This is a genomic window from Pseudomonas sp. PB120 (assembly GCF_009761815.1).
In the GTDB taxonomy this organism is placed as follows: Bacteria; Pseudomonadota; Gammaproteobacteria; order Pseudomonadales; family Pseudomonadaceae; genus Aquipseudomonas.
The window spans coordinates 59,975-82,539 of record NZ_RWIN01000017.1; the positions used below are offsets into that span (position 1 = coordinate 59,975).

Genomic DNA, 22,565 nt, shown 5'->3' on the forward strand with positions numbered 1-22,565 from the left:
GCTCACAGTCGTAACGTCACTGTCCCGTCCGTACAACGCAAAGGAGTCTGCATGGCTGGTCCCGGATTGAAAACAGTGATCGGCCTGAGCCTCGTGGCTTTGCTGAGCGCTTGCGGCGATAAGCCCCAGGCCGAAAAAGACCGCCCACGGGTGTTTGTGCAAGAGGTCAAACCGGCTGATTACGCGGCATCCGTGACCCTCACGGGCGATGTCCAGGCACGTGTGCAGACCGAGTTGTCGTTCCGTGTCGGCGGCAAGATTATCCAGCGCGCGGTCGATGTCGGTGATCGGGTGTCGGCCAAGCAAGTGCTGGCCAGGCTCGACCCCAAGGACCTGCAAACCAGCGTCGACTCGGCCCAGGCCCAGGTTGTTGCGGAACAGGCGCGGGTCAAACAGACCGCTGCCGCCTTCGTTCGCCAGCAAAAACTTCTGCCCAAGGGCTACACCAGTCAAAGCGAATTCGATTCGGCCCAAGCTGCTTTGCGTAGTAGTCAGAGCGCGTTGACCGCCGCCGAGGCGCAACTGGCCAACGCCCGTGAGCAACTGAGTTACACCGCGCTGATCGCCGATGCGCCGGGCGTCATTACCGCGCGCCAGGCCGAAGTCGGCCAGGTGGTGCAGGCCACCGTGCCGATTTTCAGCCTGGCCCGTGACGGTGAGCGCGATGCCGTGTTCAACGTCTACGAATCGCTGCTGGCCGAGGCGCCGGAAGATAAAACGATCGTGGTCAGCCTGCTGGACAACCCCGCGATCAAAACCACCGGCACCGTTCGGGAAATCACCCCGGCGGTGTCCGCGCAGACCGGCACCGTACAGGTCAAAGTCACCCTCAACGGTTTGCCGGACGGCATGCAACTCGGCTCGGTCGTGAGCGCCACCGCCAAGACCCCGGGGAAATCCGCGGTGGAACTGCCCTGGTCCGCGCTGACCAAAAACATCAGCGAACCGGCCGTGTGGCTGGTGGACGCAGAGGGCAAGGCGCAACTCCAATCGGTCACCGTCGGCCGCTACCTGACCGGCAAAGTCATCATCAGCGCCGGACTGACCGGCGGCGAAAAAGTCATCATCGCCGGCGGCCAGCTGCTGCACCCCGGCGTGTTGGTGGAAATCGCCGAAAACACCTACAAGGATTTGCAAGTGGGAGCCCAGCCATGAAGCGTTTGGTGCTGGTGCTCGCCGGTGTGATGCTGGTGGCCTGCTCGAAAAAAGAACCGCCGCCCGAGCCGGTACGCCCGGTGCTGTCGATCAAGGTACAAGCGCTGGCCGAGGAAAACCTCGGCCGCTTCGCCGGCAGTATCCAGGCCCGCTATGAAAGCAATGTCGGGTTCCGGGTGCCGGGCCGCATTGCCAGCCGCGCCGTCGATGTGGGGGCCGAAGTCGATAAAGGCGCCTTGCTCGCCACGCTGGACCCCACCGACCAACAGAACCAGTTGCGCTCCGCCCAGGGCAATCTGGCGAACATCCAGGCGCAATTCATCAACGCCCAGGCCAACGCTCGGCGCCAGCAGGAATTGTTCGATCGCGGCGTGGGCGCACAAGCCCAGCTCGACGTCGCCCAGACCGACCTCAAAACCACCCAGGCCTCCCTCGATCAGGCGCAGGCAGCGGTCGAACAGGCCAAGGACCAGCTCAATTACGTCGAGCTGCGCGCCGACCACAAAGCCGTGGTCACCGCGTGGAACGCCGAAGCCGGGCAAGTGGTGACCGCCGGCCAGCAAGTGGTGACCCTGGCGCAACCGGACATCAAGGAAGCGGTGATCGACCTGCCAGACACGCTGGTCGACCAATTGCCGCCAGACGTGGTGTTCCAGGTCGCCGCCCAACTGGACCCGGCCATCAACACCACGGCCACCCTCCGTGAAATCGAACCCCAGGCCCAAAGCGCCACCCGCACCCGGCGCGCGCGCCTGACCCTGGCCGAAACCCCACTGGGCTTTCGCCTCGGCACGGCAATCAGCGTGACCCTCAGCTCCGCGATCAAACCGCGTATCGAACTGCCCGCCACCGCGCTGCAAGAGGTGGAGGGCAAGTCGCGAATCTGGGTCATCGACCCACAGGCCAAAACCGTGTCGCCCCGTGACGTCAACGTCATCAGTCGCACGGACAGCACCGTGGTGCTGGCGGACGGCGTCAAGCCGGGCGAGCACGTGGTCAGTGCCGGTGTGAATAGCCTGAAACCCGGGCAATCCGTGAAAGTCGACGAGGACAGCCCACAATGAAAGGGAGTTTCAACTTATCCGAATGGGCCCTCAAACATCAGTCGTTTGTCTGGTATTTGATGTTCGTCGCGCTGCTGATGGGCGTGTTCTCGTACCTGAACCTGGGCCGCGAGGAAGACCCTTCGTTCACCATCAAGACCATGGTCATCCAGACGCGCTGGCCGGGCGCGACCCAGGAAGAAACCCTCAAGCAGGTCACTGACCGCATCGAGAAAAAACTCGAAGAACTCGACTCCCTCGACTACGTGAAAAGCTACACGCGCCCGGGCGAGTCCACGGTGTTCGTGTACCTGCGCGACACCACCAGCGCCAAGGACATCCCGGAAATCTGGTACCAGGTGCGCAAGAAGATCAACGACATTCGCGGCGACTTCCCCAAAGGCCTGCAAGGGCCGGGGTTCAACGACGAGTTCGGTGATGTGTTCGGTTCGGTGTACGCCTTCACGGCGGACGGCTTGTCGATGCGCCAGTTGCGCGACTACGTGGAACAGGTGCGTGCCCAGATCCGTGATGTGCCGGGGTTGGGCAAGGTCGAAATGATCGGCGAGCAGGACGAAGTCCTTTACCTGAACTTCTCCACCCGCAAACTGGCGGCGCTGGGCATCGATCAGCGCCAGGTGGTGCAGAGCCTGCAAGCCCAGAACGCGGTGACTCCGGCCGGGGTGATCGAGGCCGGTCCCGAGCGGATTTCCGTGCGCACCTCGGGCCAGTTCGCGTCCGAGAAAGACCTGGCCAACGTCAACCTGCGGCTCAATGATCGTTTCTACCGACTGGCCGACGTCGCCGACATCAGCCGTGGCTACGTCGACCCGGCGACCCCGGAGTTTCGCTACAACGGCCACCCGGCCATCGGCCTGGCCATCGCCATGAAGAAGGGCGGCAACATTCAGGTGTTCGGCAAGGCGCTGCACCAGCGCATGACCGACCTGACCGCAGACCTTCCGGTCGGCGTCGGCGTGCACACCGTTTCCGATCAGGCCGAAGTGGTGGAAAAAGCCGTCGGCGGCTTCACCAGCGCCTTGTTCGAGGCGGTGGTGATCGTGCTCATCGTCAGCTTCGTCAGCCTCGGCGTGCGCGCCGGCCTGGTGGTGGCGTGCTCCATTCCTCTGGTGCTGGCGATGGTCTTCCTGTTCATGGAATACAGCGGCATCACCATGCAACGGATTTCCCTGGGCGCCTTGATCATCGCCCTCGGCCTGCTGGTGGATGACGCGATGATCACGGTCGAAATGATGGTCACTCGCCTGGAGATGGGCGACACCAAGGAGCAGGCGGCGACATTCGCCTACACCTCGACCGCGTTCCCGATGCTGACCGGCACCCTGGTGACCGTCGCCGGTTTTGTGCCGATCGGCCTCAACGCCAGTTCGGCGGGCGAGTACACCTTCACGCTCTTCGCGGTGATTGCCGTGGCGATGATCGTGTCGTGGATTGTCGCGGTGCTGTTCGCCCCGGTGATCGGCGTGCACATTCTCAGCGCCAACGTGAAACCGCATTCGGCAGAACCGGGTCGCATCGGCCGGGCGTTCAATGCCGGGATGTTTTGGGCCATGCGCAATCGCTGGTGGGCCATCGGCATTACGATCGCGCTGTTCGTGGCGTCGGTGTTTTCCATGCAGTTCGTGCAGAACCAGTTCTTCCCGTCCTCGGACCGTCCGGAAATTCTCGTCGACCTGAACCTGCCGCAAAACGCTTCGATTGCCGAAACGCGCAAGGCGGTGGACAAGCTCGAAGCAGCGCTCAAGGACGACCCGGACATCGTGCGCTGGAGCACGTACATCGGCGAAGGGGCGATCCGTTTCTACCTGCCCCTCGACCAGCAATTGCAGAACCCGTACTACGCGCAGTTGATCATCGTGAGCAAAGGCCTGGAGTCACGCGTTGCGCTGAGCCAGCGTTTGCGTGAGCGCTTGCGCAAGGAATTCGTCGGCATCGGCAGTTACGTCCAGGCGCTGGAAATGGGCCCACCGGTCGGGCGTCCGATCCAGTACCGGGTCAGCGGCAACGACATCGATCAGGTGCGCAAACACGCCATCGCGCTGGCCACCGAGCTGGATAAAAATTCCCACATCGGCGAGATCATTTACGACTGGAACGAGCCTGGCAAAGTACTGCGCATCGACATCGCCCAGGACAAGGCCCGGCAATTGGGGCTGTCGTCGGAGGACGTGGCGAACCTGATGAACAGCATCGTCGTCGGTGCGCCGGTGACTCAGGTCGACGACGATATCTATTTGATCAACGTCGTCGGTCGCGCGGAAGACGCGGAGCGGGGCACGCCTGAAACCTTGCAGAACCTGCAAATCGTCACGCCCAGCGGCACGTCGATTCCACTGTTGGCTTTTGCCACGGTGCGTTATGAACTGGAGCAACCCTTGGTCTGGCGCCGTGACCGCAAGCCGACGATCACGATCAAGGCCGCCGTGCGGGACGAGATTCAGCCGACTGACCTAGTGAAACAGCTCAAACCTGCTATCGACAATTTCGCCGCTACGTTGCCGGTCGGCTACAAAGTCGCCACCGGCGGCACCGTGGAGGAAAGCGCCAAGGCCCAAGGGCCGATTGCCAAGGTGGTGCCGTTGATGCTGTTTTTGATGGCGACCTTCCTGATGATCCAGTTGCACAGCGTGCAGAAGCTGTTCCTGGTGGCCAGCGTTGCGCCGCTGGGGTTGATTGGCGTGGTGCTGGCGCTGATCCCGACCGGCACGCCGATGGGCTTTGTGGCGATTCTGGGGATTCTGGCGTTGATCGGCATCATCATCCGCAACTCGGTGATTCTGGTAACCCAGATCGATGCGTTGGAGAAGGAGGGCCTTGCCCCGTGGGATGCGGTGGCGAAGGCCACGGAGCATCGACGTCGACCGATTCTGCTGACGGCCGCTGCGGCGAGCCTGGGGATGATCCCGATTGCCCGGGAAGTGTTCTGGGGGCCGATGGCGTACGCGATGATTGGCGGGATCATTATTGCGACGTTGCTGACGCTGCTGTTTTTGCCGGCGCTTTACGTCGCCTGGTACAAGATTCGCGAGCCGAAGAAGGGGGCGCAGTAAGGCGAGCGCTTCGCGCTCTAATCGCGAGCCGGCTCGCTCCCACAGTTGACCGAGTCGCTCACGCAAACCCGGTTTCCTGTGGGAGCGAGCCTGCTCGCGATGGCAATAGCTCAGGCACCGCTGATCGGAGAGCCTTATACCCTGCGCCAAACACTCGCCAACCAAGGCTGCTGCTCCCGCGGCAGCCCCGCCGGCCGGTAGTAATGCTCCAGCTCCACAAACCCCGCCGCGGTCAATAACCCCTGCCACGCCGGCCAATCGTGATACGCCCCATACCGCGGCCCGTTCCACCCTTCCTGATTCTCGCCACGCGGGTTGGAACTGAACAACACGCCACCCGGTTTCAAGGCACCGTGCAGCTCCTTCAACACCCGAGGCAATTCCTGACGCGGAATGTGGAACAACACCGCATTGGCAAAAATCCCGTCGAAGCGCTCGGCCGGCAGATCGAGCTTCAGAAAATCCTGCTGCCAGACCTCGCAGCCACTGTCCTCGCGCGCCATCTGCGCAAACTTCTGCGAGCCGTCGAGGCCGATGGCGATGTGGCCCATACGGGTAAAAGTCTGCAAGTCACGGCCGGGGCCGCAGCCGAAATCGAGAAGGCTGAAGGGCGCGTCCCCCTGAATGTGCCGCAGCAACGCATCGATGTTCTGGCTGACATCGTGATCGCGAGTCCCCTCGCGAAAACCTTCAGCCACCGAGTTGTAATGGCCCAGGGTGGTGGAGGTGATCTGTTCGAGGTCGTCGGGGGTCTGTTTCATGGTCGGCTGCGCAGGCAATGTGAGTTTGCCGAATATACGCCATCAAATCCGGGGCTGCTGCGCAGCCCATCGTCGGAACGCCGCCCGGAGCAGGCTCACTCCCACAGTGATCGCGTCGTACACAATTATTGTGCTGACCGCTATCCACTGTGGGAGCGAGCCTGCTCGCGATGGCGATATCACTGGCGACTAATGTCTCAGCCCTGCTTCATCCCCAAACACTCAATGGACCGATCAACCATCGCCTTGGCAATCTCCAGCAAATGCCAGATGGAAAACACCATGGCCCTGTCGGCGCCTTTGAGGTGGTCACCGCACTGATACGCGGTGACCGAGGCACAACGCAGTAGGTCGGCGACGTAGAGTTGGGCGTCTTCGAAACTCACGTCTTTGCTCACGTTGTAGAACCGCAGCTCGTCCGGTGCGGTGGGCTGTTCGCCGGTGAGGTAGAAATCGATCGCGCGATAAAGGGCGGAACGGTCTCTTAGGGGCTCGTCGGCGGGTTTGTCTTTGGGGGATGTTTCGGGAGGTGGATCGGGGACGGATCTTTTCATGGGTGTTGCTCCTGGTATGAGTTGGAGCCAACCGATATCGCGACTAAACGAACAGGGGAGGCGGCTGCACACAGGTTAGTCGACCGGATACCAGGAACCCCGGCGCACCCGAGGGTGCCCTGCGCACAGCCACCATAATGTTCAGGCGAAAAAGTACCTGACAGGAGATAGCGCAATGCGCCTGGTAAGATCCGGGCGACTAAACCCGATCACTGATAAGCAGTGACGGACCGAAGACTAGCCACCGGATTTGGCAGGCGCAAGCGAGCAGAATCATCTAGGAAACGTCCTGCAAAAGAAAGGGATTGGCCCTGTAGGAGCGCTGATTTTTCTGTACGAAAACTTACCTGCGGTGAACACGCTTTTGTGGCGAGGGAGCTTGCTCCCGCTGGGCTGCGAAGCAGCCCCAAAAGCCATTCACCGAGGTGTATCAGGTAAACCCATTGGCAGGTTTTGCGATTGCTGCGCAATCGAGCGGGAGCAAGCTCCCTCGCCACAAAAGCGCTGACCCCCTCAGAAATCAGCGCTTGTTGAGGCCCCGAGCCAAGCGGTCGCCGCCGAGCTGGATGATCGCCACTAACACCACCAGCAACACAATCACCGTCAGCATGATCTGGCTGTCAAACCGCTGATACCCATACCGATAAGCAATGTCCCCCAGCCCACCGGCGCCAATCGCCCCGGCCATGGCCGACGAGTTGATCATCGTCACCAGCGTAATCGTGAAACCGCCCACAATCCCCGGCAGCGCCTCTGGCAACAGCACGTGCCAGACGATGTGCCAACGCCGGCAACCCATCGCTTGCGCCGCTTCGATCAACCCGAAATCCACCTCACGCAAACTGACTTCGGCAATGCGCGCAAAGAACGGCGTAGCGGCGATGGTCAACGGCACCACAGCAGCCCAGACCCCATACGTGGTGCCGACAATCAACCGCGTAAACGGTATCAACGCCACCATCAGAATCAGAAACGGGATCGAGCGGAACAGGTTCACGAACGCGCCCAATGCCCGGTTCAGCGCCGGTGCTTCGTAGATGCCGCCCTTGGAGCTGGTGACCAGAATCACCGCCAACGGGATGCCCGCCAGCAGTGCGATCAGCGACGACACGCCGACCATCAAAAACGTGTCGATAAAACCCTGCAGCAAGCGATCAAACCACATAACCCAGCACCTCCACCTGTTGCGCCCATTGGCCGGCGCGTTGGCGCAATTCCTCAGCATCGTGGGACGAGTCGGTCACCGCCAGCAGCAATTGCCCGAGGGCATGTCCCTGAATCCGTTCCACGCCACCCTGCAACAGACGCACGCGACCGCCGAGGGCCGCGAACAGGGCGGCCAGGTCCGGTTCGTCGGTGGCGCTGCCGGTGAATTGCAAACGCAGTACCACGGCCGCATCCGGGGAGTGCGGATGTGCCTGCAATCGGTTTTGCAGCTCTTGCGGCAGCGCGTGTTGCAGCGGCGCCAGCAAGGTTTTGCTGACTTCATGCTGCGGGTTGCCAAAGACTTCCCACACCGGGCCTTGCTCGACGATCCGCCCGTGTTCCAGCACCACTACTCGATCACAGATATCGCGGATGACCGACATTTCGTGGGTGATCAATACGATGGTCAGCCCCAGGCGCTGGTTGATTTCGCGCAGCAGGCCGAGAATCGATTGCGTCGTCTCTGGGTCCAGCGCTGAAGTCGCTTCGTCGCACAGCAGAATGGCCGGGTCATGCACCAGCGCCCGGGCAATGCCGACGCGCTGTTTCTGGCCACCGGAGAGTTGCGCCGGATACGCCTTGTGCTTGCCTTCCAGACCCACCAGCTCCAGCAGCTCACGCACCTTTTGCTCGCGCTTTTCCTTGGGCACACCGGCCACTTTCAATGGCAATTCGACGTTCTGCCAAACCGTCTTGGCCGACATCAGGTTGAAGTGCTGAAAGATCATGCCGATCCGCCGGCGCAGCGCCACCAGACGGTCTTCGTCGAACTCGCCGATGTCGACTTGATCGATCAACACCCGGCCCGTGCTCGGTTGTTCGAGGCGGTTGATGGTGCGGATCAGCGACGACTTGCCGGCACCGCTGCGGCCGATGATGCCGAACACTTCACCGCGCTGGATCGCCAGGTCGATGCCGTGTAGGGCCGCCACCGGACCTTGCTGGCCGTTGTAGGTTTTGCCCAGGCCAATGAAGCGCACGTGCGCGCGGTTCAGGTCCGGGTGCAGCTCAGCCTGTTCGGCTTTTTGAGGCTCTGGAATTTCCAGTCGCCGTTGGATAGCGGCTGTCATGCTCAGCTTTCCCAACCGGCTTGGTAGAGCTTGCCGTGGGCTTTATCCAGCGCTGCGCGAACGGCAGGCGAATGCTGGTAAATGTCGACGAATTTGATCAGGCGCGGGTCGGTTTTGCTTTTCGGCTGGATCACGAACTGGATCACGTATTCCTTGTGATCGAGGCCGTCGAACAGCAGCGCCGAGCCGGCATCGAAGGTCTTCGACAGGCGGATGTAGGCCGGGTAGCCCTGGACCAGATCGGCGTCGTCATAGGCACGCACCAGTTGCACGGCTTCGACCTGGAGGATTTTGATTTTCTTCGGGTTGGCGATGATGTCTTCTTCGGTGGCTTTGTAGCCGACACCCGGTTTAAGGGTGATCAGCCCGGCCTTGGCCAGCAGTTGCAGGCCGCGCCCGCTGTTGATCGGGTCGTTGGCGATGGCGACGCTGGCGCCTTCGGGCAGCTCGTCGAAGCTTTTGTATTTCTTCGAGTAGAGACCGACGTTGTTGATGATGCCTGGCGCGAACGGCACAAGATCAAAACCGGCGGCGGCCTTGGCGTTTTCCAGGAACGGGACGTGCTGGAAATAGTTCACGTCAATGTCGCCGGCGGCGAGGCTGACGTTCGGGGCGATCCAGTCGCTGAACTCCACGAGTTCGACTTTCAGGCCTTGTTTGTTGGCTTCTTCGACGGCCGCTTCCAGGGGAATGGCGAAGGCGGCGGTGGTGCCGACTTTCAGCGGCGCGTCGGCGGCGAAGGAGATCGAGCTGAAGAGGCCTAGGGCCAGGGCCAGTGCTTTGACTGGGTGAGAGAGGTAGTTCTTGGTCATGAGATTTTTCCAGTCAGTTATTTAATATGTGGCGAGGGAGCTTGCTCCCGCTGGGCTGCGAAGCGGCCCCCAAACCATTCAATGAGGTGTGTCAGGACAATCGGCTCTGCAGGTTTTGCGACTGCTGCGCAGTCGAGCGGGAGCAAGCTCCCTCGCCACAGATGTTAGCGTCGGTAGTGGGCGCCCGTATGTTGCTCAGGCAAATGTGCCTCGGCGTGAAACAGCTTTTCCCGCAAGCTGCCCTCGTCATAAGCCGTCTTGTACGACCCCCGACGCTGCAACTCCGGAATCACCAGGTCGATGAAATCCACGTAGCTTTCCGGGGTGACAATCCGCGTCAGGTTGAAGCCGTCGAGGCCGGTTTCGGCAATCCACGATTCCAGCTCGTCGGCGACCTGTTCAGGCGAACCCACCACGGTGATGTAGCGGCCACCCAACGCGTGTTGCTCAAGCAACTTGCGCCGGGTCCAGTCGTTGTTTTGCAGATTCTTGGTGGCCGACTGAATGGCATTGCTCTTCACGTACTGGATCGGCTCATCAATCTCGTATTCGGAAAAATCGATCCCCGTGGACGCCGAAAAATGCGCCACGCCGGCCTCGGCGCTGGCATAGCTCAAGTACTCGGCGTGCTTGGCCCAGGCCAGTTCTTCGGTGGCGCCGACAATCACGTTCAAGCCCATGAACACCTTGATGTCCTCGGGATTGCGCCCGGCTTCGACGGCGCTGGCGCGGACCTTGTCCACCTGAACTTTGGTCGACGGCTTGTTCTGGCCGCTGATGAACACGCACTCGGCGTGGCGTCCGGCAAACAGCAACCCGCGATCCGAACTGCCGGCCTGGAACAGCACCGGCGTGCGCTGCGGCGACGGTTCGCAGAGGTGATAACCCTCGACCTGGTAGAACTCGCCCTTGTGCTCGACCTTGTGCACTTTTTCCGGTTGGGCGTAGATCCGCTGTTGCGGATCGTTGAGCACCGCACCGTTTTCCCAGCTGCCTTCCCAGAGTTTGTAGAGCACTTGCAGGTACTCATCAGCCTGGTCGTAACGACGGTCATGTTCGACCTGCTCGCTCAGGCCCATGGCTTTGGCGGCACTGTCGAGGTAGCCGGTGACGATGTTCCAGCCGACCCGGCCGCGACTCAGATGGTCGAGCGTCGACATGCGACGGGCGAACAGGTACGGCGGCTCGTACGTCAGGTTGGCGGTGAGGCCGAACCCGAGGTTTTTGGTGACGGCCGCCATGGCCGAAACCAGCAAAAGGGGATCGTTGACCGGCAGCTGGATCGACTCTTTGAGCGGTACATCGACCGAATTCTGGTAGACGTCGTACACGCCGACGATGTCGGCGATGAACAAACCGTCGAACAGCCCGCGCTCCAGCAACTGCGCGAGCCCGGTCCAGTATTCGATGGTTTTGTATTGCGTCGAGGTGTCCCGTGGATGCGTCCACAGGCCATGGTTGATGTGCCCGATGCAGTTCATGTTGAACGCGTTGAGCAGGATTTTCTTTTTCGCGTCGGCCATCAGATGGTCCCCCGCAGCGGCGGGTTTTCATCGTTGAGGTAGTAATTGCCGACGGCGTGATATTTCCAGCGCACCGGGTCGTGCAGGGTGTGCACCCGAGCGTTGCGCCAGTGCCGGTCCAGGCCGTGTTCGACCAGGGTCGCCTGGCTGCCTGCCAATTCGAACAGCGTGCTGCCGGCGGCGAGGGAAATTTCGGTGCTGATGGCGCGCGCTTCGGCGACGGCAATCGACGCGGCAGCGACGGTCTCGGCATTGGTCTCGGCTTGCGCCTTGTCGAGGAATTCGCCGGCGCGTTCCAGCAGTGCTTCAGTGGCGTGCAGACGGATACTCAAGTGGCCGAAGCTCTTGAGGGTCAGCGGGTCGTCGGTGGCTTTTTCGTGAGTGGCGTCGATCCACGGGCGGGTTTTGGTTCGCACGAAATGCAGCGCATCTTCATAGGCTGCACGGGCGATGCCGGTGTCGATGGCCGCGTGAAGAATCTGCGCCAGCGGGCCGACCGGGGTCGGGCGTTCGAAAGCACTTTGAAACGGGATCACGTCTTCGGCGAAGACGTAGACGTCTTCGAAGACCACCGAACCGCTGCCGGTGGTGCGCTGGCCGAAGCCGCTCCAGTCGTCGATGACGGTCAGGCCTTTGCTGTCGCGCGGGACGAACGCCAATTGCTGCACGCCGTTCTCATCCACGACCGATGTCGGGATGCGTTGCGCGTAAATGGCGCCCGTGGCGTAGAACTTGCGACCGTTGATGCGATAGCCGTCACCGTCGCGGGTCAGGCGCGTGACGCGGTCATGAGCGGTTTTGGTGCCAAGTTCGGCGAGGGCGTTACCGAAGCGCTGGCCGGCCAATACTTCGGCGTACAGGCGTTTTTTCTGCTCCTCGTTGCCGTTCACGCGCAGCACTTCGAGGGCATAAAAATGGTTCTGCGGGATTTGCCCGAGCGAACCGTCAGCCTGGGCGATCAGCGCGATGACCCGGGCCAGCGTGACGTTGGAAACGCCTGCGCCACCATATTCCTTGGGCACGGTGATGCCCCAAAGACCCGAACGGGAAAACACTTCCAGCTCCGGGTGCGGCAAGCGACGTTCGCGGTCGCGCAGGGCGCTGTCGCGTTTGAAATCTTCCGCCAGATCACTGGCGACAATCAGGGCTTGCTCATCGCTGGTTATGACCGCGACGTGGTGAGAAAGAGTCATGTGTTTCTCCAGATGTCTGGTCGTTAAATCCAGGAGTGGCGAGCGGGTAACGTGCCGTTCAGGTAGTAGGCGCCGACGGCGTGGTATTTCCAGCGCACCGGGTCATGCAGCGTGTGCACCCGGGCGTTGCGCCAGTGGCGGTCGAGGTTGAATTCGGCGAGGGTGGCGCGGCTGCCGGCCAGTTCGAAGAGCTTTTCGCTGGCCAGCAACGAAATCTCGGTGGTTAACACTTTGGCTTCGGCCACGGCAATCGAGGCACGAGCGGCAGACTCGGCGGTCAGCGGCGCCGCGTTGACCTGATCGAGCACTTGCCCGGCCTTGCGCAGCAGTGCTTCGGCGGCGTGCAATTCGATTTTCAGCTTGCCGATGTCAGCGATCACATAGAGGTCGTCGCTGGCCCGTTCGACCTTGGCTTCAATCCAGGGCCGGGCGCGGGTTTTCACGAACTCGATGGCGTCGTCGATGGCACCGCGTGCGATGCCGGCATCAATCGCGGCTTGGATCAACTGCGACACGGCGCCCTGGATGTTCGGCTTGTCGTTGATCTTCCAGTTATCCACCACCAGTTCAGCGTCGACCCGCACGTTGTTCAGCAAAATGGTGCCGCTGGCGGTGGTGCGCTGACCGAAACCGGACCAGTCATCGACGATGCGCAAACCCGGGGTGCCGCGACGGACGAAGGCCAGCACTTGCTTGCCATCATCGTTCAGCGCCTTGACCGCCACCCAGTGGGCGAACAGGGCGCCGGTGGAGTAGAACTTCTGCCCGCTGACGACAAAACCGTCGCCGTCGGCGGTGATCCGGGCCTTGAGTTCCAGGGTGTTTTTGGTGCCGCGTTCCGGCCCGGCATTGCCGATGCGCCAGCCTTCGAGCACGCTTTTGAACAGCTGCTTTTTCTGCGCCTCGGTCGCGCTGCCGAGCACCAGGTTGAGAATGCCGAACTGGTTCTGCGGGATCTGTCCCAAGGCCGGGTCCACCGCGGAAATGATCGCGAACACCTCGGCCAGCGTGACGAACGACACCTGCGGGCCGCCGTACTCGCGCGGGAGGGTGATGCTGCCCAGGCCGCTGCGCGTGAACTGTTCGATTTCCGACCACGGCAGCTTGCGCTGCTGGTCACGTTTGGCCGCTTGCAGGCGGGCGACGTGCGCCAGCTCATGGGCGGCCTTGATGGCTTGTGCGTCGTTGCGCAAGACCTGCGCGGGCAACAACAACGGGGCGATGTCCAGATCACTCTGAACGATTGCATCTGCAAGACTGGACATCAGTGCCGCTCCTTGGCTGCTGCACGCAATGCCCTGGCGATCTGCACTGGGGTGATTGTGTTCCGGACCATACCTACCTCACATCTCATGGAATCGCCGCGATGGGGGCGGCGAAGTAAAAACAAGAAGGTCCGGTGGTCCGGTGCATATACCCTAAGCGTGTATAAAAATTTAATAAACTAACTTTTAGGAATATGAATAGAAGTGTGAAAACAACCACTGTTTGCCACGCAACACTTGCCCTGTAGCAGCTGGCGAAGCCTGCGTCCGGCTGCGCAGCAGTCGTGAATCAGCCCGCGCGGTATTTCAGGAAGACCACGTGTGCAGGTTTGACGACTGCTGCGCAGCCGGACGCAGGCTTCGCCAGCTGCTACAGGGATCTCGGCGCTAGGGAGGTCAGCGTTTCCGGCGTTCGGCGGCCATGAGCGTTTCTTTTGGGCGGATTTTCAGATAGGGATTGGCACAACCAATCTTCAACTTGCACGGCGGTGCCCAGCGCGAGTTGTTGCCTACCCGGTCGAGGATGCAATAAGTGACTTCCAGCCGCAGGTCTTCACCCGCTTCCAGAATGATCGCGGGCGGCACCCAGACCTGAATCGCCTGGCCGACGTCGCACGCCTTGAGCCGTGGCAGGTCCATGCGCACATCACCCCAGCGCAGGGTGATTTCGTCGTCGGCCGCCATGTTCAGGTACGGCTCGATGGTCAAGGGCACGCCGCGCTTGATCTGGTTCGGATTGACCCCTTGACGGCGGATGGTCTCGGGAATGTTCACCGGTGCCAGGCTCTGGTTTTCGTCACCACACAACGCGGACGGCTGGCCTCCGGGGCAATCGAGTTTGATGTGGACACGTACGGCGGCGGACAACGACGGCCCGTGCCCGACTTGCATCACCCGGTATTGGACACGCACGGTGCCACTGGCGACGAAACTTTCCGGCACCCGCAAGCTGACGACGCTGCCGATATCGTCGGCAGTCAGCACTCGGGAGGCGACGTAGCAGTTGTCCCAGAACAGTTCGATCACGTCGCCGGCGTCCATGCCGGGATAGGGTGCGACGTCGACCAGAAGGTTAGCTGCCCCGTTGATGCTGATACCGCCTTTGTTTGAATGCGCCAGCGCCGGCGCCGCAAGTCCGGATTTATTCGAAAGGGTGTTCATGAGTTTCTCCTTGAAGTCTTGCAGCGAAGTCCGTTTCTGAAAAAGTATAAAAACGGGGGTAATAGTTTGCACTTGCGGCACTAGATAAGAGTGCGCATCAATGAGTGTCAATAGGCTTTGTTAGTTGTGCGTGTAGTTGCAGGTTATTCAGAAAAGTCCTACGCGCAACTGTTAATAAACGCTAGCGCGCTGTCGAATATGACCACTGAATGAGGGGCTTTTACGCTTGGTTTGGGTCTGGCAGGAAGTGGCGGGGCAGGTGCGATCAAACTTCTACTGAATATAGATATGTACCGCACAGGTAACTTCAGAGAAGTATAAGTTTGGGGGGAATGCGGGAGGGTGCAGAAAAACAATGTCACTTCCATCCCTGGAAGTTGTCATTGGCTTAACAACAACTCAGTGATGAGCGTTGTTTAGAAACTTGCTGAGGAATTGTTTCGTCCGTTCTTCTTTGGGGTTGGCAAACAGTGCCTTGGCTTCGCCTTGCTCGACGATCACACCCTTGTCGAAAAACACCACACGGTTCGCCACGTCGCGAGCAAAGCCCATTTCGTGGGTGACGATGACCATGGTGCGCTTCTCTTCGGCCAGGCTGCGAATGGTCGCCAGCACTTCACCTACCAACTCAGGATCGAGCGCCGAGGTCGGTTCATCGAACAGGATGACTTCCGGCTCCATCGCCAGCGCCCGGGCAATCGCCACGCGCTGTTGCTGACCACCGGAAAGGCGTCGCGGGTAAGCATCTTCCTTGCCCGCCAGGCCAACCCTGGCCAACAGCTTTTTACCCAGGGTGATGGCATCGGCGCGCGGGATTTTTTTCACCACGATCGGGCCTTCGATGACGTTTTCCAGGGCGGTGCGATGGGGGAACAGGTTGAAGTTCTGGAATACGAAGCCGACGTGCTGGCGCAAACGCCGCACCAGGCTCTGCTGCTGGTTCAACGGGCGGCTGCCATCGATCTCGATGTCGCCGACCTTGATCCGGCCGCTGCTGGGTTCTTCCAGAAAGTTCAGGCAACGCAGAAACGTGGTTTTACCCGAGCCGCTCGGCCCGATGATGGCCACGACTTCGCCTTCCTTCACTTCCAGATCGATGCCGTTGAGCACCACTTGACCCTTGAACTGCTTTGTCAGTTTTTCCACGACAATCATTGGGTCAGGACTCCTGGTCGTGCCGATTGACCCGCGCTTCCAGCTGGTTCTGCAGGTGCGAAAGCATCGTTGCGAGAATCCAGTAGATCAGTGCGGCGGCCAGATACATGGTGAACACTTCGAAGGTGCGGGCGGTGATCAACTGGGCCTGACGGAACAGCTCCGGCACCTGGATGGTGGCCGCCAGCGCGGTGTCCTTGACCAGCGAAATAAAGCTGTTGCCCAGCGGCGGCAATGCGGTGCGCATCGCCTGCGGCAGGATGGCCCGGCGCAAGGTCTGCGCGCGGGTCATGCCGATACTGGCAGCCGCTTCCCACTGGCCACGTTCGATGGAGCTGATCGCGGCGCGCAGGATTTCACAGGCGTAGGCGGCCATGTTCAGCGAGAAGCCGATCATCGCTGCCGGAATTGGATCGAGTTCCATGCCCAATTGCGGCAAGCCGTAATAGATCACGAACAATTGCACCAGCAACGGCGTGCCGCGAAAGAACGACACGTAGATGCGGGCGATCCAGCTCACCAGTTTGAAGCGCGACAGGCGCATCAATGCCAGGCCGAAGCCCAGTATGAGGCCGAAGAACATCCCGCCGAGGCTCAAGATGACCGTGTAGTACGCGCCCTTCAGCAGGAAGGGCGCGGAATCCAGCGCGAGTTGGAAAGCTGCTTCCATTATTGAGTGACGTCAGCGCTGAAGTATTTTTCCGAAAGCTTTTTCAGCGTGCCATCGGCGCGCAGCTTGTCGATCGCCTTGTTCACTGCGGCCAGCAGTTCAGGCTCGCCTTTGCGCAGGGCAATGCCGGCTTCCTGACGGGAAAACGCTTCGCCGGCGGCGACAGTGTCGGTGGCTTTCTTGGCGTATTCCAGTGCGGCGAGACGGTCAATCAGGATGGCGTCGATGCGGCCGACGCGCAGGTCCTGGAACTTGGTCGGATCATCGTCATAGGTCTTGATGATGGCTTTAGGCTGGTTGTCCTTGAGCCACTGCTCGTAGTTGGTCCCAAGGCCCACGCCGACTTTTTTGCCGTCCAGGTCAGCGGCTGTCTTGATGGAGTCTTTGTTCTTGGCCAGAACCAGCGCCTGAATCCCGGAAACGGTGTACGGCTCGGAGAAGTCGTACTTCTTCTTGCGCTCTTCGGAGATGGTGACCTGGTTGATCACTGCGTCCAGACGCTTGGATTCCAGCGCCGCGAGGATACCGTCCCATTTGGTCGGTTGCAGTTTGACCTTGACGCCCAGCTCTTTGGCCAGGGCTTCGGAGAACTCGACTTCGAAGCCGGCCAGTTTGCCGTCGGTGTCGACGAAACTGAACGGTGGGTAGGTGCCTTCCAGACCAACGTTGATCACGCCGGCGTCCTTGATTTTTTGCAGTTGCTCACCGGCAACGGCCTGCCCCAGCAGGCCGGCACCGAGTGCCAGGCCCAGCGAACCCACCAGCAGATTTCGACGTAGTGCGGAAAAATTCATGACAAGCCCCTGTGTTTTCTTATGAAGACGCTTTGTAGGAAAGTTGGCAAAAACGGGATTTGGACGACAGCAGTATCCTGCCCTAAAGCAGCATATGCGTCTCTCAGCAAATTCGCCTGCGGCGTGACTATATGATGAGGTTGTTAGATAAGAAAATAATAAATATTATATTTGTTATTCTTTTATCGAATAACCGATGTTCACATCCTTGTGGCGAGGGAGCAAGCGCCCTCGCCACAAAAAACTATCCCTCGCGAAACTTAGAACGCTGTGTTGTAGGCAAACAACGCCGGTGCGCCACCGGTGTGCAGGAAGATGATTGGGCCGTCATCGAAACGCTGACGGCCAATCCCGTCGAGCAACCCCGCCATGGCCTTGCCGGTGTACACCGGGTCCAGCAACAAGCCTTCCTGGCTCGCCACCAGTTTCACCGCCGCCAGGGTCCCGGCGTTCGGTTCGCCATAGCGCGGGCCGAAATATTCGTCCCACAACTCGACCTTGAAAGAGGTTGGCAGGCTGACGCCCAGCAACTCAGCGGTGCGCTCGGCGAGCCCTTGGACTTTCGGCCGCTGAGCTTCGTCGGTACGGGACACCGTGACCCCAATCACTGGCAAATCCGGCAGTACTTCACTGAGTGCCAGCGCCAGGCCGCTGTGAGTCCCGGCGCTGCCCGACGCCAGGACCACGGCTGCGAACGTCAGGCCGGTGTCCTTGATTTGCTCGGCCAGTTCCAGCCCTGCACGCACATAGCCCAAGGCACCCAGCGCGTTGGAGCCACCAATCGGCACCAGGTACGGTTTTTTGCCGTTCTGGCGCAGTCGCTCGGCCAGCGCCTGCAATTGCTCGTCGGCATTGTCGAGGTTGTCCACGAGCTCGACCTTGGCTTCGAACAAGTCCAGCAACAGGCGATTGCCGTTGCCGACATAGTTGGCGTCGTCGGTGCCCAAGGGGTTTTCCAGCAGGGCGACGCAACCCAGACCAAGCCTGGCGGCCAGGGCGGCCGTCTGGCGCACGTGATTGGACTGAAGCGCACCCGCGGTGATCAAGGTATCGGCACCCTGGGCCAGGGCATCGGCGGCCAGGTATTCGAGTTTGCGCAGCTTGTTGCCACCCATTGCCAGCGGCGTCAGGTCGTCGCGTTTGACGTACACGTCGCGGCCCAGCCAGGTCGACAGGCGTTCAAGTTTTTCCAGCGGCGTGGAGTGGCCCAGCAGTTCGAGGCGGTCAAAACGGGCGAGCTGTTGTTTGATCATGGTTCCGTACTGGCGGAGGAAGATGTCAGGACTATAGGCACCGGTAAAAAGCGCGGCAACTGCCAATCGCTTATAGCCAATTGCTCTGAGCACAGCACTATTGGTTCTTAATTCGACTTCCAGACGTTGCCGTAAAGTAAGCGCCGTCAGTGCGGCCAGACAGTCCGGCCGCCCGTGAGGAGTTTTTACCGTGAGCGAGCGTTCCAGCCATTGGCAATTGCAGACCATCGTCAGCCAGCTGCGCACGGCGCGTGACCAGTGGCGCGCACAAAACGGCCGCGTCAGCGGCGAGCAGGGCGGTCGCGAACTGCCTTCGCGGGCGGCGATGGCTGAGATTCTTGAGGCGTTGTGCGGTGCGCTGTTCCCGATGCGCCTGGGCCCGGTAGACCTGCGCGAAGAGAGTGAAGATTTTTACGTCGGCCACACGCTGGACGTGGCGCTCAATGCATTGCTGGCCCAGGCGCGACTCGAACTGCGTTATGCCGCGCGCCACAGCGAAGAGGCCGGCGCCGAAGTCGAAGCCAAGACCATTTCGATCATTCAGGGCTTTGCCCTCGCGTTGCCGGGCCTGCGCAGCTTGCTGGACACCGACGTGCTCGCGGCGTATCACGGCGACCCCGCCGCGCGCAGCGTCGATGAAGTGCTGCTGTGCTACCCGGGGATCCTGGCGGTGATTCACCATCGCCTGGCCCACTATTTGTACCGTGCGGGTTTGCCGCTGCTGGCGCGGATCAGCGCGGAGATTGCGCATTCGGCGACCGGAATCGATATTCACCCTGGCGCGCAGATCGGCCGCAGCTTCTTTATCGATCACGGGACCGGCGTGGTGATCGGCGAGACCGCGATCATCGGCGAGCGCGTGCGCATTTATCAGGCCGTGACCCTGGGCGCCAAGCGCTTCCCGGCGGACGAGGACGGCCAGTTGCAGAAGGGCCATCCGCGGCACCCGATCGTTGAAGACGACGTGGTGATTTATGCCGGTGCGACCATCCTTGGACGGATCACCATTGGCAAGGGCTCAACCATTGGCGGCAACGTCTGGCTGACCCGCAGCGTGCCGCCGGGGTGCAACCTGACGCAGGCGAATTTGCAGCATGATGATGGGACGCAGAAGTAGGGCCCAGGATTTTCGCTGACTGATCTGGCCTCATCGCGAGCAGGCTCGCTCCCACAGTAGAAAGGTGTTGGACCACAGTTTTGTGAACGACACTTCTCCCTGTGGGAGCGAGCCTGCTCGCGATGGTTTCAAGCCGAACCGAAACAATGGGATTTAGCTAATTCCCCGCCGAACAAATCCCCCGAATCCCGCGCCATCCCCATCCTTGAACTAGCGTAGGAAAGCGACCGCCGAGCCCTGCGATTAGTCCTTAGCCCCCTATCCATGTTTAACTTGAACGTTCATTCAAGTTAAACCGGTGGTTCGCCGCCCGCTCACAACAGGAGGCTTGCCTTTGCTGAGTCTGATTTCCACAGCCACGTTTTACTGCTTTGAGGTGCACCGTTCATGAGTGCATCGTCTCTCCCTTCAAGCGGCCAGGTCCGCATGAATCCGCCGGTGTTTTACTTCTCGGCGACGTTCATCTTTTTGTTCGGCATCGTGGTCATTGCCATGCCCGAGCAGGCCGGTGCGTGGCTGTTGCAGGCGCAAAACTGGGCGGCCAATACGGTCGGCTGGTATTACATGCTCGCGATGTCGCTGTATCTGGTCTTCGTGGTGGTCACCGCCTTGTCTGGCTACGGCAAGATCAAGCTTGGTGCCGACCACGACGAGCCCGAATTCAGTTACCTGTCCTGGGCCGGCATGCTGTTCGCCGCCGGGATCAGCATCACGCTGTTCTTCTTTTGCGTGTCCGAACCCCTGACCCATATGCTGCAACCGCCTCAGGGCGAGGCGGGCACGGCTGATGCGGCGCGCCAGGCGATGCAGATTCTGTTTTTGCACTGGGGCCTGCATGGCTGGGGCGTGTTCGCCTTCGTCGGCATGGCGCTGGCCTATTTCGCTTACCGCCATAACCTGCCTTTGGCGTTGCGGTCGGCGCTGTATCCGTTGATTGGCAAACGCATCAACGGACCGATCGGTTATGCGGTGGATGGCTTCGGCATCATCGCCACGGTGTTCGGTCTTGGGGCCGACATGGGCTTTGGCGTGTTGCACCTCAACTCGGGTCTGGATTATCTGTTCGGCATCGCCCACACCCAGTGGATTCAGGTCGGCCTGATCACGTTGATGATGGGCGCGGCAATCATTGTCGCGGTGTCCGGCGTCGACAAAGGCGTGCGAGTGATGTCCGACATCAACATGCTGCTGGCCTGCGCGCTGCTGCTGTTCGTGTTGTTCGCCGGCCCGACACAGCACTTGCTCAACACCCTGATACAGAACATCGGCGACTACCTCGGCGCATTGCCGATGAAAAGTTTTGACCTCTACGCCTATGACAAACCCAGCGACTGGCTGGGCGGCTGGACGGTGTTTTATTGGGCCTGGTGGATTGCGTGGTCGCCGTTCGTGGGCTTGTTCATCGCACGGATTTCCCGTGGCCGGACCATCCGCGAATTCGTCTTCGGCGTGCTGCTGATCCCATTGGGTTTCACCCTGGCGTGGATGTCGATCTTCGGCAACAGCGCCATTGATCAAGTGCTCAACCACGGCATGAGCGCCCTCGGCATGTCCGCCATCGACAACCCGTCGATGACCCTCTACCTGCTGCTGGAAACGTACCCGTGGAGCAAAACGGTGATCGCGGTCACGGTGTTTATCAGCTTCGTGTTCTTCGTCACCTCGGCCGACTCCGGCACGGTGGTGCTGTCGACGTTATCGGCCAAGGGCGGCAACCCGGATGAAGACGGGCCGAAATGGCTGCGGGTGTTTTGGGGTGCGATGACCGCGCTGGTCACCAGTGCGCTGTTGTTCTCTGGCAGCATCGATGCGCTGAAGTCAGCGGTGGTGCTGACTTCGCTGCCGTTCTCGATGATTTTGCTGCTGATGATGTGGGGGCTGCACAAGGCGTTTTACCTGGAGTCGCAGAAGCAGATTGCGCAACTGCATTCCCTGGCGCCGGTGTCCGGTTCGCGTCGTGGTGGCTGGCGTCAACGCTTGAGCCAGGCCGTGCATTTCCCGTCGCGGGATGAGGTCTATCGCTTCCTCGATACGACGGTGCGTCCAGCCATTGAAGAAGTGTCGGCCGTGTTCGCCGAAAAAGGGCTGAACGTGATCACTCAGCCGGACCCGGTGAACGACAGCGTCAGCCTGGAGATCGGTCACGGCGAGGAGCATCCGTTCATTTATCAGGTGCAGATGCGCGGCTATTTCACGCCGTCTTTTGCGCGGGGCGGCATGGGTTCCAAACAACTCAACAACCGTCGTTATTACCGGGCCGAAGTGCATTTGAGCGAGGGCAGTCAGGACTACGATCTGGTGGGTTACACCAAGGAGCAGATCATCAACGACATTCTTGATCAGTACGAGCGGCACCTGCAGTTCTTGCATCTGGTGCGTTGATTAAGCCGTTACGTTTCGCTGGTCAACACCATGAACAACACCAGCGCCGCCACCGGCACACCGAACACCGCGCTGCCGACGGCCAGTTCCGTGCTCAACGGCTGGCCGGCGTGGACGATGCCGACTGCGCCGTTGATCAGCGTCAGCGCGAGCCACAGCACGACAAAGCTGTAGGCCATTGTCTGGCGGCTGAAACCGATTCGCTCGCCGATGAACAGCATCAGCGCGAGGAGGATCAGGCCGAAGGTGGTGATGATTGTGGTGTGCATGAGGTTCCGTCCGTTAGAGGGGCGCTGTTTTTGAGGCCGCCATCGCGGGCAGGCTCGCTCCCACAGGGATCACCGCCATACCTGTGGGAGCGAGCCTGCTCGCGATGGGGT

The 22,565-nt window shown here is 60.7% G+C and carries 19 protein-coding genes; 5 read left to right on the forward strand and 14 right to left on the reverse strand.

From position 1 onward, the window contains the following. The first annotated feature begins 51 nt into the window (after positions 1-51). Genes EJA72_RS02320 through EJA72_RS02330 form a run of 3 tightly spaced genes read left to right on the forward strand, consistent with a single transcriptional unit; the run spans position 52 to position 5,269 of the window. Positions 52-1,155 carry an efflux RND transporter periplasmic adaptor subunit gene (locus tag EJA72_RS02320; protein WP_157709926.1) on the forward strand — a complete coding sequence of 368 codons (1,104 nt, stop codon included), beginning with the start codon at positions 52-54 and terminating at the stop codon, positions 1,153-1,155. Continuing rightward, positions 1,152-2,219: an efflux RND transporter periplasmic adaptor subunit gene (locus EJA72_RS02325; RefSeq protein WP_157709927.1), complete on the forward strand. Its 1,068-nt coding sequence runs from the start codon at positions 1,152-1,154 to the stop codon at positions 2,217-2,219. Before EJA72_RS02320 ends, EJA72_RS02325 begins: the two co-directional genes overlap by 4 nt. Continuing rightward, positions 2,216-5,269, forward strand: a complete 3,054-nt coding sequence (locus tag EJA72_RS02330; protein WP_157709928.1) for an efflux RND transporter permease subunit — start codon at positions 2,216-2,218, stop codon at positions 5,267-5,269. Before EJA72_RS02325 ends, EJA72_RS02330 begins: the two co-directional genes overlap by 4 nt. 134 nt (positions 5,270-5,403) lie before the next feature. Here EJA72_RS02330 and EJA72_RS02335 read toward each other — a convergent pair whose 3' ends face one another. The 13 genes from EJA72_RS02335 to EJA72_RS02395 form a co-directional block, all read right to left on the reverse strand. Then, on the reverse strand, positions 5,404-6,030 hold the full coding sequence (locus EJA72_RS02335) for a bifunctional 2-polyprenyl-6-hydroxyphenol methylase/3-demethylubiquinol 3-O-methyltransferase UbiG (RefSeq protein WP_157709929.1): 627 nt from the start codon (positions 6,028-6,030) through the stop codon (positions 5,404-5,406). Between the two features lie 197 nt (positions 6,031-6,227). Then, on the reverse strand, positions 6,228-6,584 hold the full coding sequence (locus EJA72_RS02340; RefSeq protein WP_157709930.1) for a DUF6124 family protein: 357 nt from the start codon (positions 6,582-6,584) through the stop codon (positions 6,228-6,230). Between the two features lie 520 nt (positions 6,585-7,104). Then, on the reverse strand, positions 7,105-7,749 hold the full coding sequence (locus EJA72_RS02345) for a methionine ABC transporter permease (RefSeq protein ID WP_157709931.1): 645 nt from the start codon (positions 7,747-7,749) through the stop codon (positions 7,105-7,107). Then, on the reverse strand, positions 7,739-8,860 hold the full coding sequence (locus EJA72_RS02350) for a methionine ABC transporter ATP-binding protein (protein ID WP_157709932.1): 1,122 nt from the start codon (positions 8,858-8,860) through the stop codon (positions 7,739-7,741). The genes EJA72_RS02345 and EJA72_RS02350 overlap by 11 nt, the downstream gene beginning before the upstream one ends. Positions 8,861-8,862: 2 nt before the next feature. After that, positions 8,863-9,672 carry a MetQ/NlpA family ABC transporter substrate-binding protein gene (locus tag EJA72_RS02355; RefSeq protein WP_157709933.1) on the reverse strand — a complete coding sequence of 270 codons (810 nt, stop codon included), beginning with the start codon at positions 9,670-9,672 and terminating at the stop codon, positions 8,863-8,865. Between the two features lie 164 nt (positions 9,673-9,836). Further along, positions 9,837-11,195, reverse strand: a complete 1,359-nt coding sequence (locus EJA72_RS02360) for an LLM class flavin-dependent oxidoreductase (protein ID WP_157709934.1) — start codon at positions 11,193-11,195, stop codon at positions 9,837-9,839. Then, a complete protein-coding gene (locus EJA72_RS02365) occupies positions 11,195-12,388 on the reverse strand; it encodes an SfnB family sulfur acquisition oxidoreductase (protein WP_157709935.1) in 1,194 nt (397 codons plus the stop codon). The genes EJA72_RS02360 and EJA72_RS02365 overlap by 1 nt, the downstream gene beginning before the upstream one ends. A gap of 23 nt (positions 12,389-12,411) precedes the next feature. Beyond that, a complete protein-coding gene (locus EJA72_RS02370) occupies positions 12,412-13,653 on the reverse strand; it encodes an SfnB family sulfur acquisition oxidoreductase (RefSeq protein ID WP_157709936.1) in 1,242 nt (413 codons plus the stop codon). 396 nt (positions 13,654-14,049) lie between these two features. Further along, a complete protein-coding gene (locus EJA72_RS02375) occupies positions 14,050-14,814 on the reverse strand; it encodes a hypothetical protein (RefSeq protein WP_157709937.1) in 765 nt (254 codons plus the stop codon). Between the two features lie 399 nt (positions 14,815-15,213). After that, positions 15,214-15,969, reverse strand: a complete 756-nt coding sequence (gene tcyN / locus EJA72_RS02380; protein WP_157709938.1) for an L-cystine ABC transporter ATP-binding protein TcyN — start codon at positions 15,967-15,969, stop codon at positions 15,214-15,216. 4 nt (positions 15,970-15,973) lie between these two features. After that, positions 15,974-16,639, reverse strand: a complete 666-nt coding sequence (gene tcyL / locus EJA72_RS02385) for a cystine ABC transporter permease (RefSeq protein ID WP_157709939.1) — start codon at positions 16,637-16,639, stop codon at positions 15,974-15,976. Then, a complete protein-coding gene (tcyJ, locus tag EJA72_RS02390) occupies positions 16,639-17,433 on the reverse strand; it encodes a cystine ABC transporter substrate-binding protein (protein ID WP_157709940.1) in 795 nt (264 codons plus the stop codon). The genes tcyL and tcyJ overlap by 1 nt, the downstream gene beginning before the upstream one ends. Positions 17,434-17,693: 260 nt before the next feature. Further along, positions 17,694-18,686: a D-cysteine desulfhydrase gene (locus tag EJA72_RS02395; protein WP_157709941.1), complete on the reverse strand. Its 993-nt coding sequence runs from the start codon at positions 18,684-18,686 to the stop codon at positions 17,694-17,696. A 190-nt stretch (positions 18,687-18,876) separates the two neighbouring features. On the opposite strand from EJA72_RS02395, the gene epsC reads away from it, so the two are divergent. Continuing rightward, entirely contained in the window at positions 18,877-19,803 is a 927-nt protein-coding gene (gene epsC, locus EJA72_RS02400; protein WP_178128982.1) for a serine O-acetyltransferase EpsC, read from the forward strand. Between the two features lie 426 nt (positions 19,804-20,229). After that, positions 20,230-22,185: a choline transporter BetT gene (gene betT, locus EJA72_RS02405; protein WP_178128988.1), complete on the forward strand. Its 1,956-nt coding sequence runs from the start codon at positions 20,230-20,232 to the stop codon at positions 22,183-22,185. Between the two features lie 8 nt (positions 22,186-22,193). Here betT and EJA72_RS02410 read toward each other — a convergent pair whose 3' ends face one another. Continuing rightward, a complete protein-coding gene (locus EJA72_RS02410) occupies positions 22,194-22,454 on the reverse strand; it encodes a hypothetical protein (protein ID WP_157709943.1) in 261 nt (86 codons plus the stop codon). Positions 22,455-22,565: the final 111 nt, after the last annotated feature.

Excerpts from the sequence above, each read along its gene's own strand:
- EJA72_RS02320 (WP_157709926.1), top strand. The coding sequence starts at position 52 with ATGGCTGGTCCCGGATTGAAAACAGTGATCGGCCTGAGCCTCGTGGCT.
- EJA72_RS02325 (WP_157709927.1), top strand. The coding sequence starts at position 1,152 with ATGAAGCGTTTGGTGCTGGTGCTCGCCGGTGTGATGCTGGTGGCCTGC.
- EJA72_RS02330 (WP_157709928.1), top strand. The coding sequence starts at position 2,216 with ATGAAAGGGAGTTTCAACTTATCCGAATGGGCCCTCAAACATCAGTCG.
- EJA72_RS02335 (WP_157709929.1), bottom strand. The coding sequence starts at position 6,030 with ATGAAACAGACCCCCGACGACCTCGAACAGATCACCTCCACCACCCTG.
- EJA72_RS02340 (WP_157709930.1), bottom strand. The coding sequence starts at position 6,584 with ATGAAAAGATCCGTCCCCGATCCACCTCCCGAAACATCCCCCAAAGAC.
- EJA72_RS02345 (WP_157709931.1), bottom strand. The coding sequence starts at position 7,749 with ATGTGGTTTGATCGCTTGCTGCAGGGTTTTATCGACACGTTTTTGATG.
- EJA72_RS02350 (WP_157709932.1), bottom strand. The coding sequence starts at position 8,860 with ATGACAGCCGCTATCCAACGGCGACTGGAAATTCCAGAGCCTCAAAAA.
- EJA72_RS02355 (WP_157709933.1), bottom strand. The coding sequence starts at position 9,672 with ATGACCAAGAACTACCTCTCTCACCCAGTCAAAGCACTGGCCCTGGCC.
- EJA72_RS02360 (WP_157709934.1), bottom strand. The coding sequence starts at position 11,195 with ATGGCCGACGCGAAAAAGAAAATCCTGCTCAACGCGTTCAACATGAAC.
- EJA72_RS02365 (WP_157709935.1), bottom strand. The coding sequence starts at position 12,388 with ATGACTCTTTCTCACCACGTCGCGGTCATAACCAGCGATGAGCAAGCC.
- EJA72_RS02370 (WP_157709936.1), bottom strand. The coding sequence starts at position 13,653 with ATGTCCAGTCTTGCAGATGCAATCGTTCAGAGTGATCTGGACATCGCC.
- EJA72_RS02375 (WP_157709937.1), bottom strand. The coding sequence starts at position 14,814 with ATGAACACCCTTTCGAATAAATCCGGACTTGCGGCGCCGGCGCTGGCG.
- tcyN (WP_157709938.1), bottom strand. The coding sequence starts at position 15,969 with ATGATTGTCGTGGAAAAACTGACAAAGCAGTTCAAGGGTCAAGTGGTG.
- tcyL (WP_157709939.1), bottom strand. The coding sequence starts at position 16,639 with ATGGAAGCAGCTTTCCAACTCGCGCTGGATTCCGCGCCCTTCCTGCTG.
- tcyJ (WP_157709940.1), bottom strand. The coding sequence starts at position 17,433 with ATGAATTTTTCCGCACTACGTCGAAATCTGCTGGTGGGTTCGCTGGGC.
- EJA72_RS02395 (WP_157709941.1), bottom strand. The coding sequence starts at position 18,686 with ATGATCAAACAACAGCTCGCCCGTTTTGACCGCCTCGAACTGCTGGGC.
- betT (WP_178128988.1), top strand. The coding sequence starts at position 20,230 with ATGAATCCGCCGGTGTTTTACTTCTCGGCGACGTTCATCTTTTTGTTC.
- EJA72_RS02410 (WP_157709943.1), bottom strand. The coding sequence starts at position 22,454 with ATGCACACCACAATCATCACCACCTTCGGCCTGATCCTCCTCGCGCTG.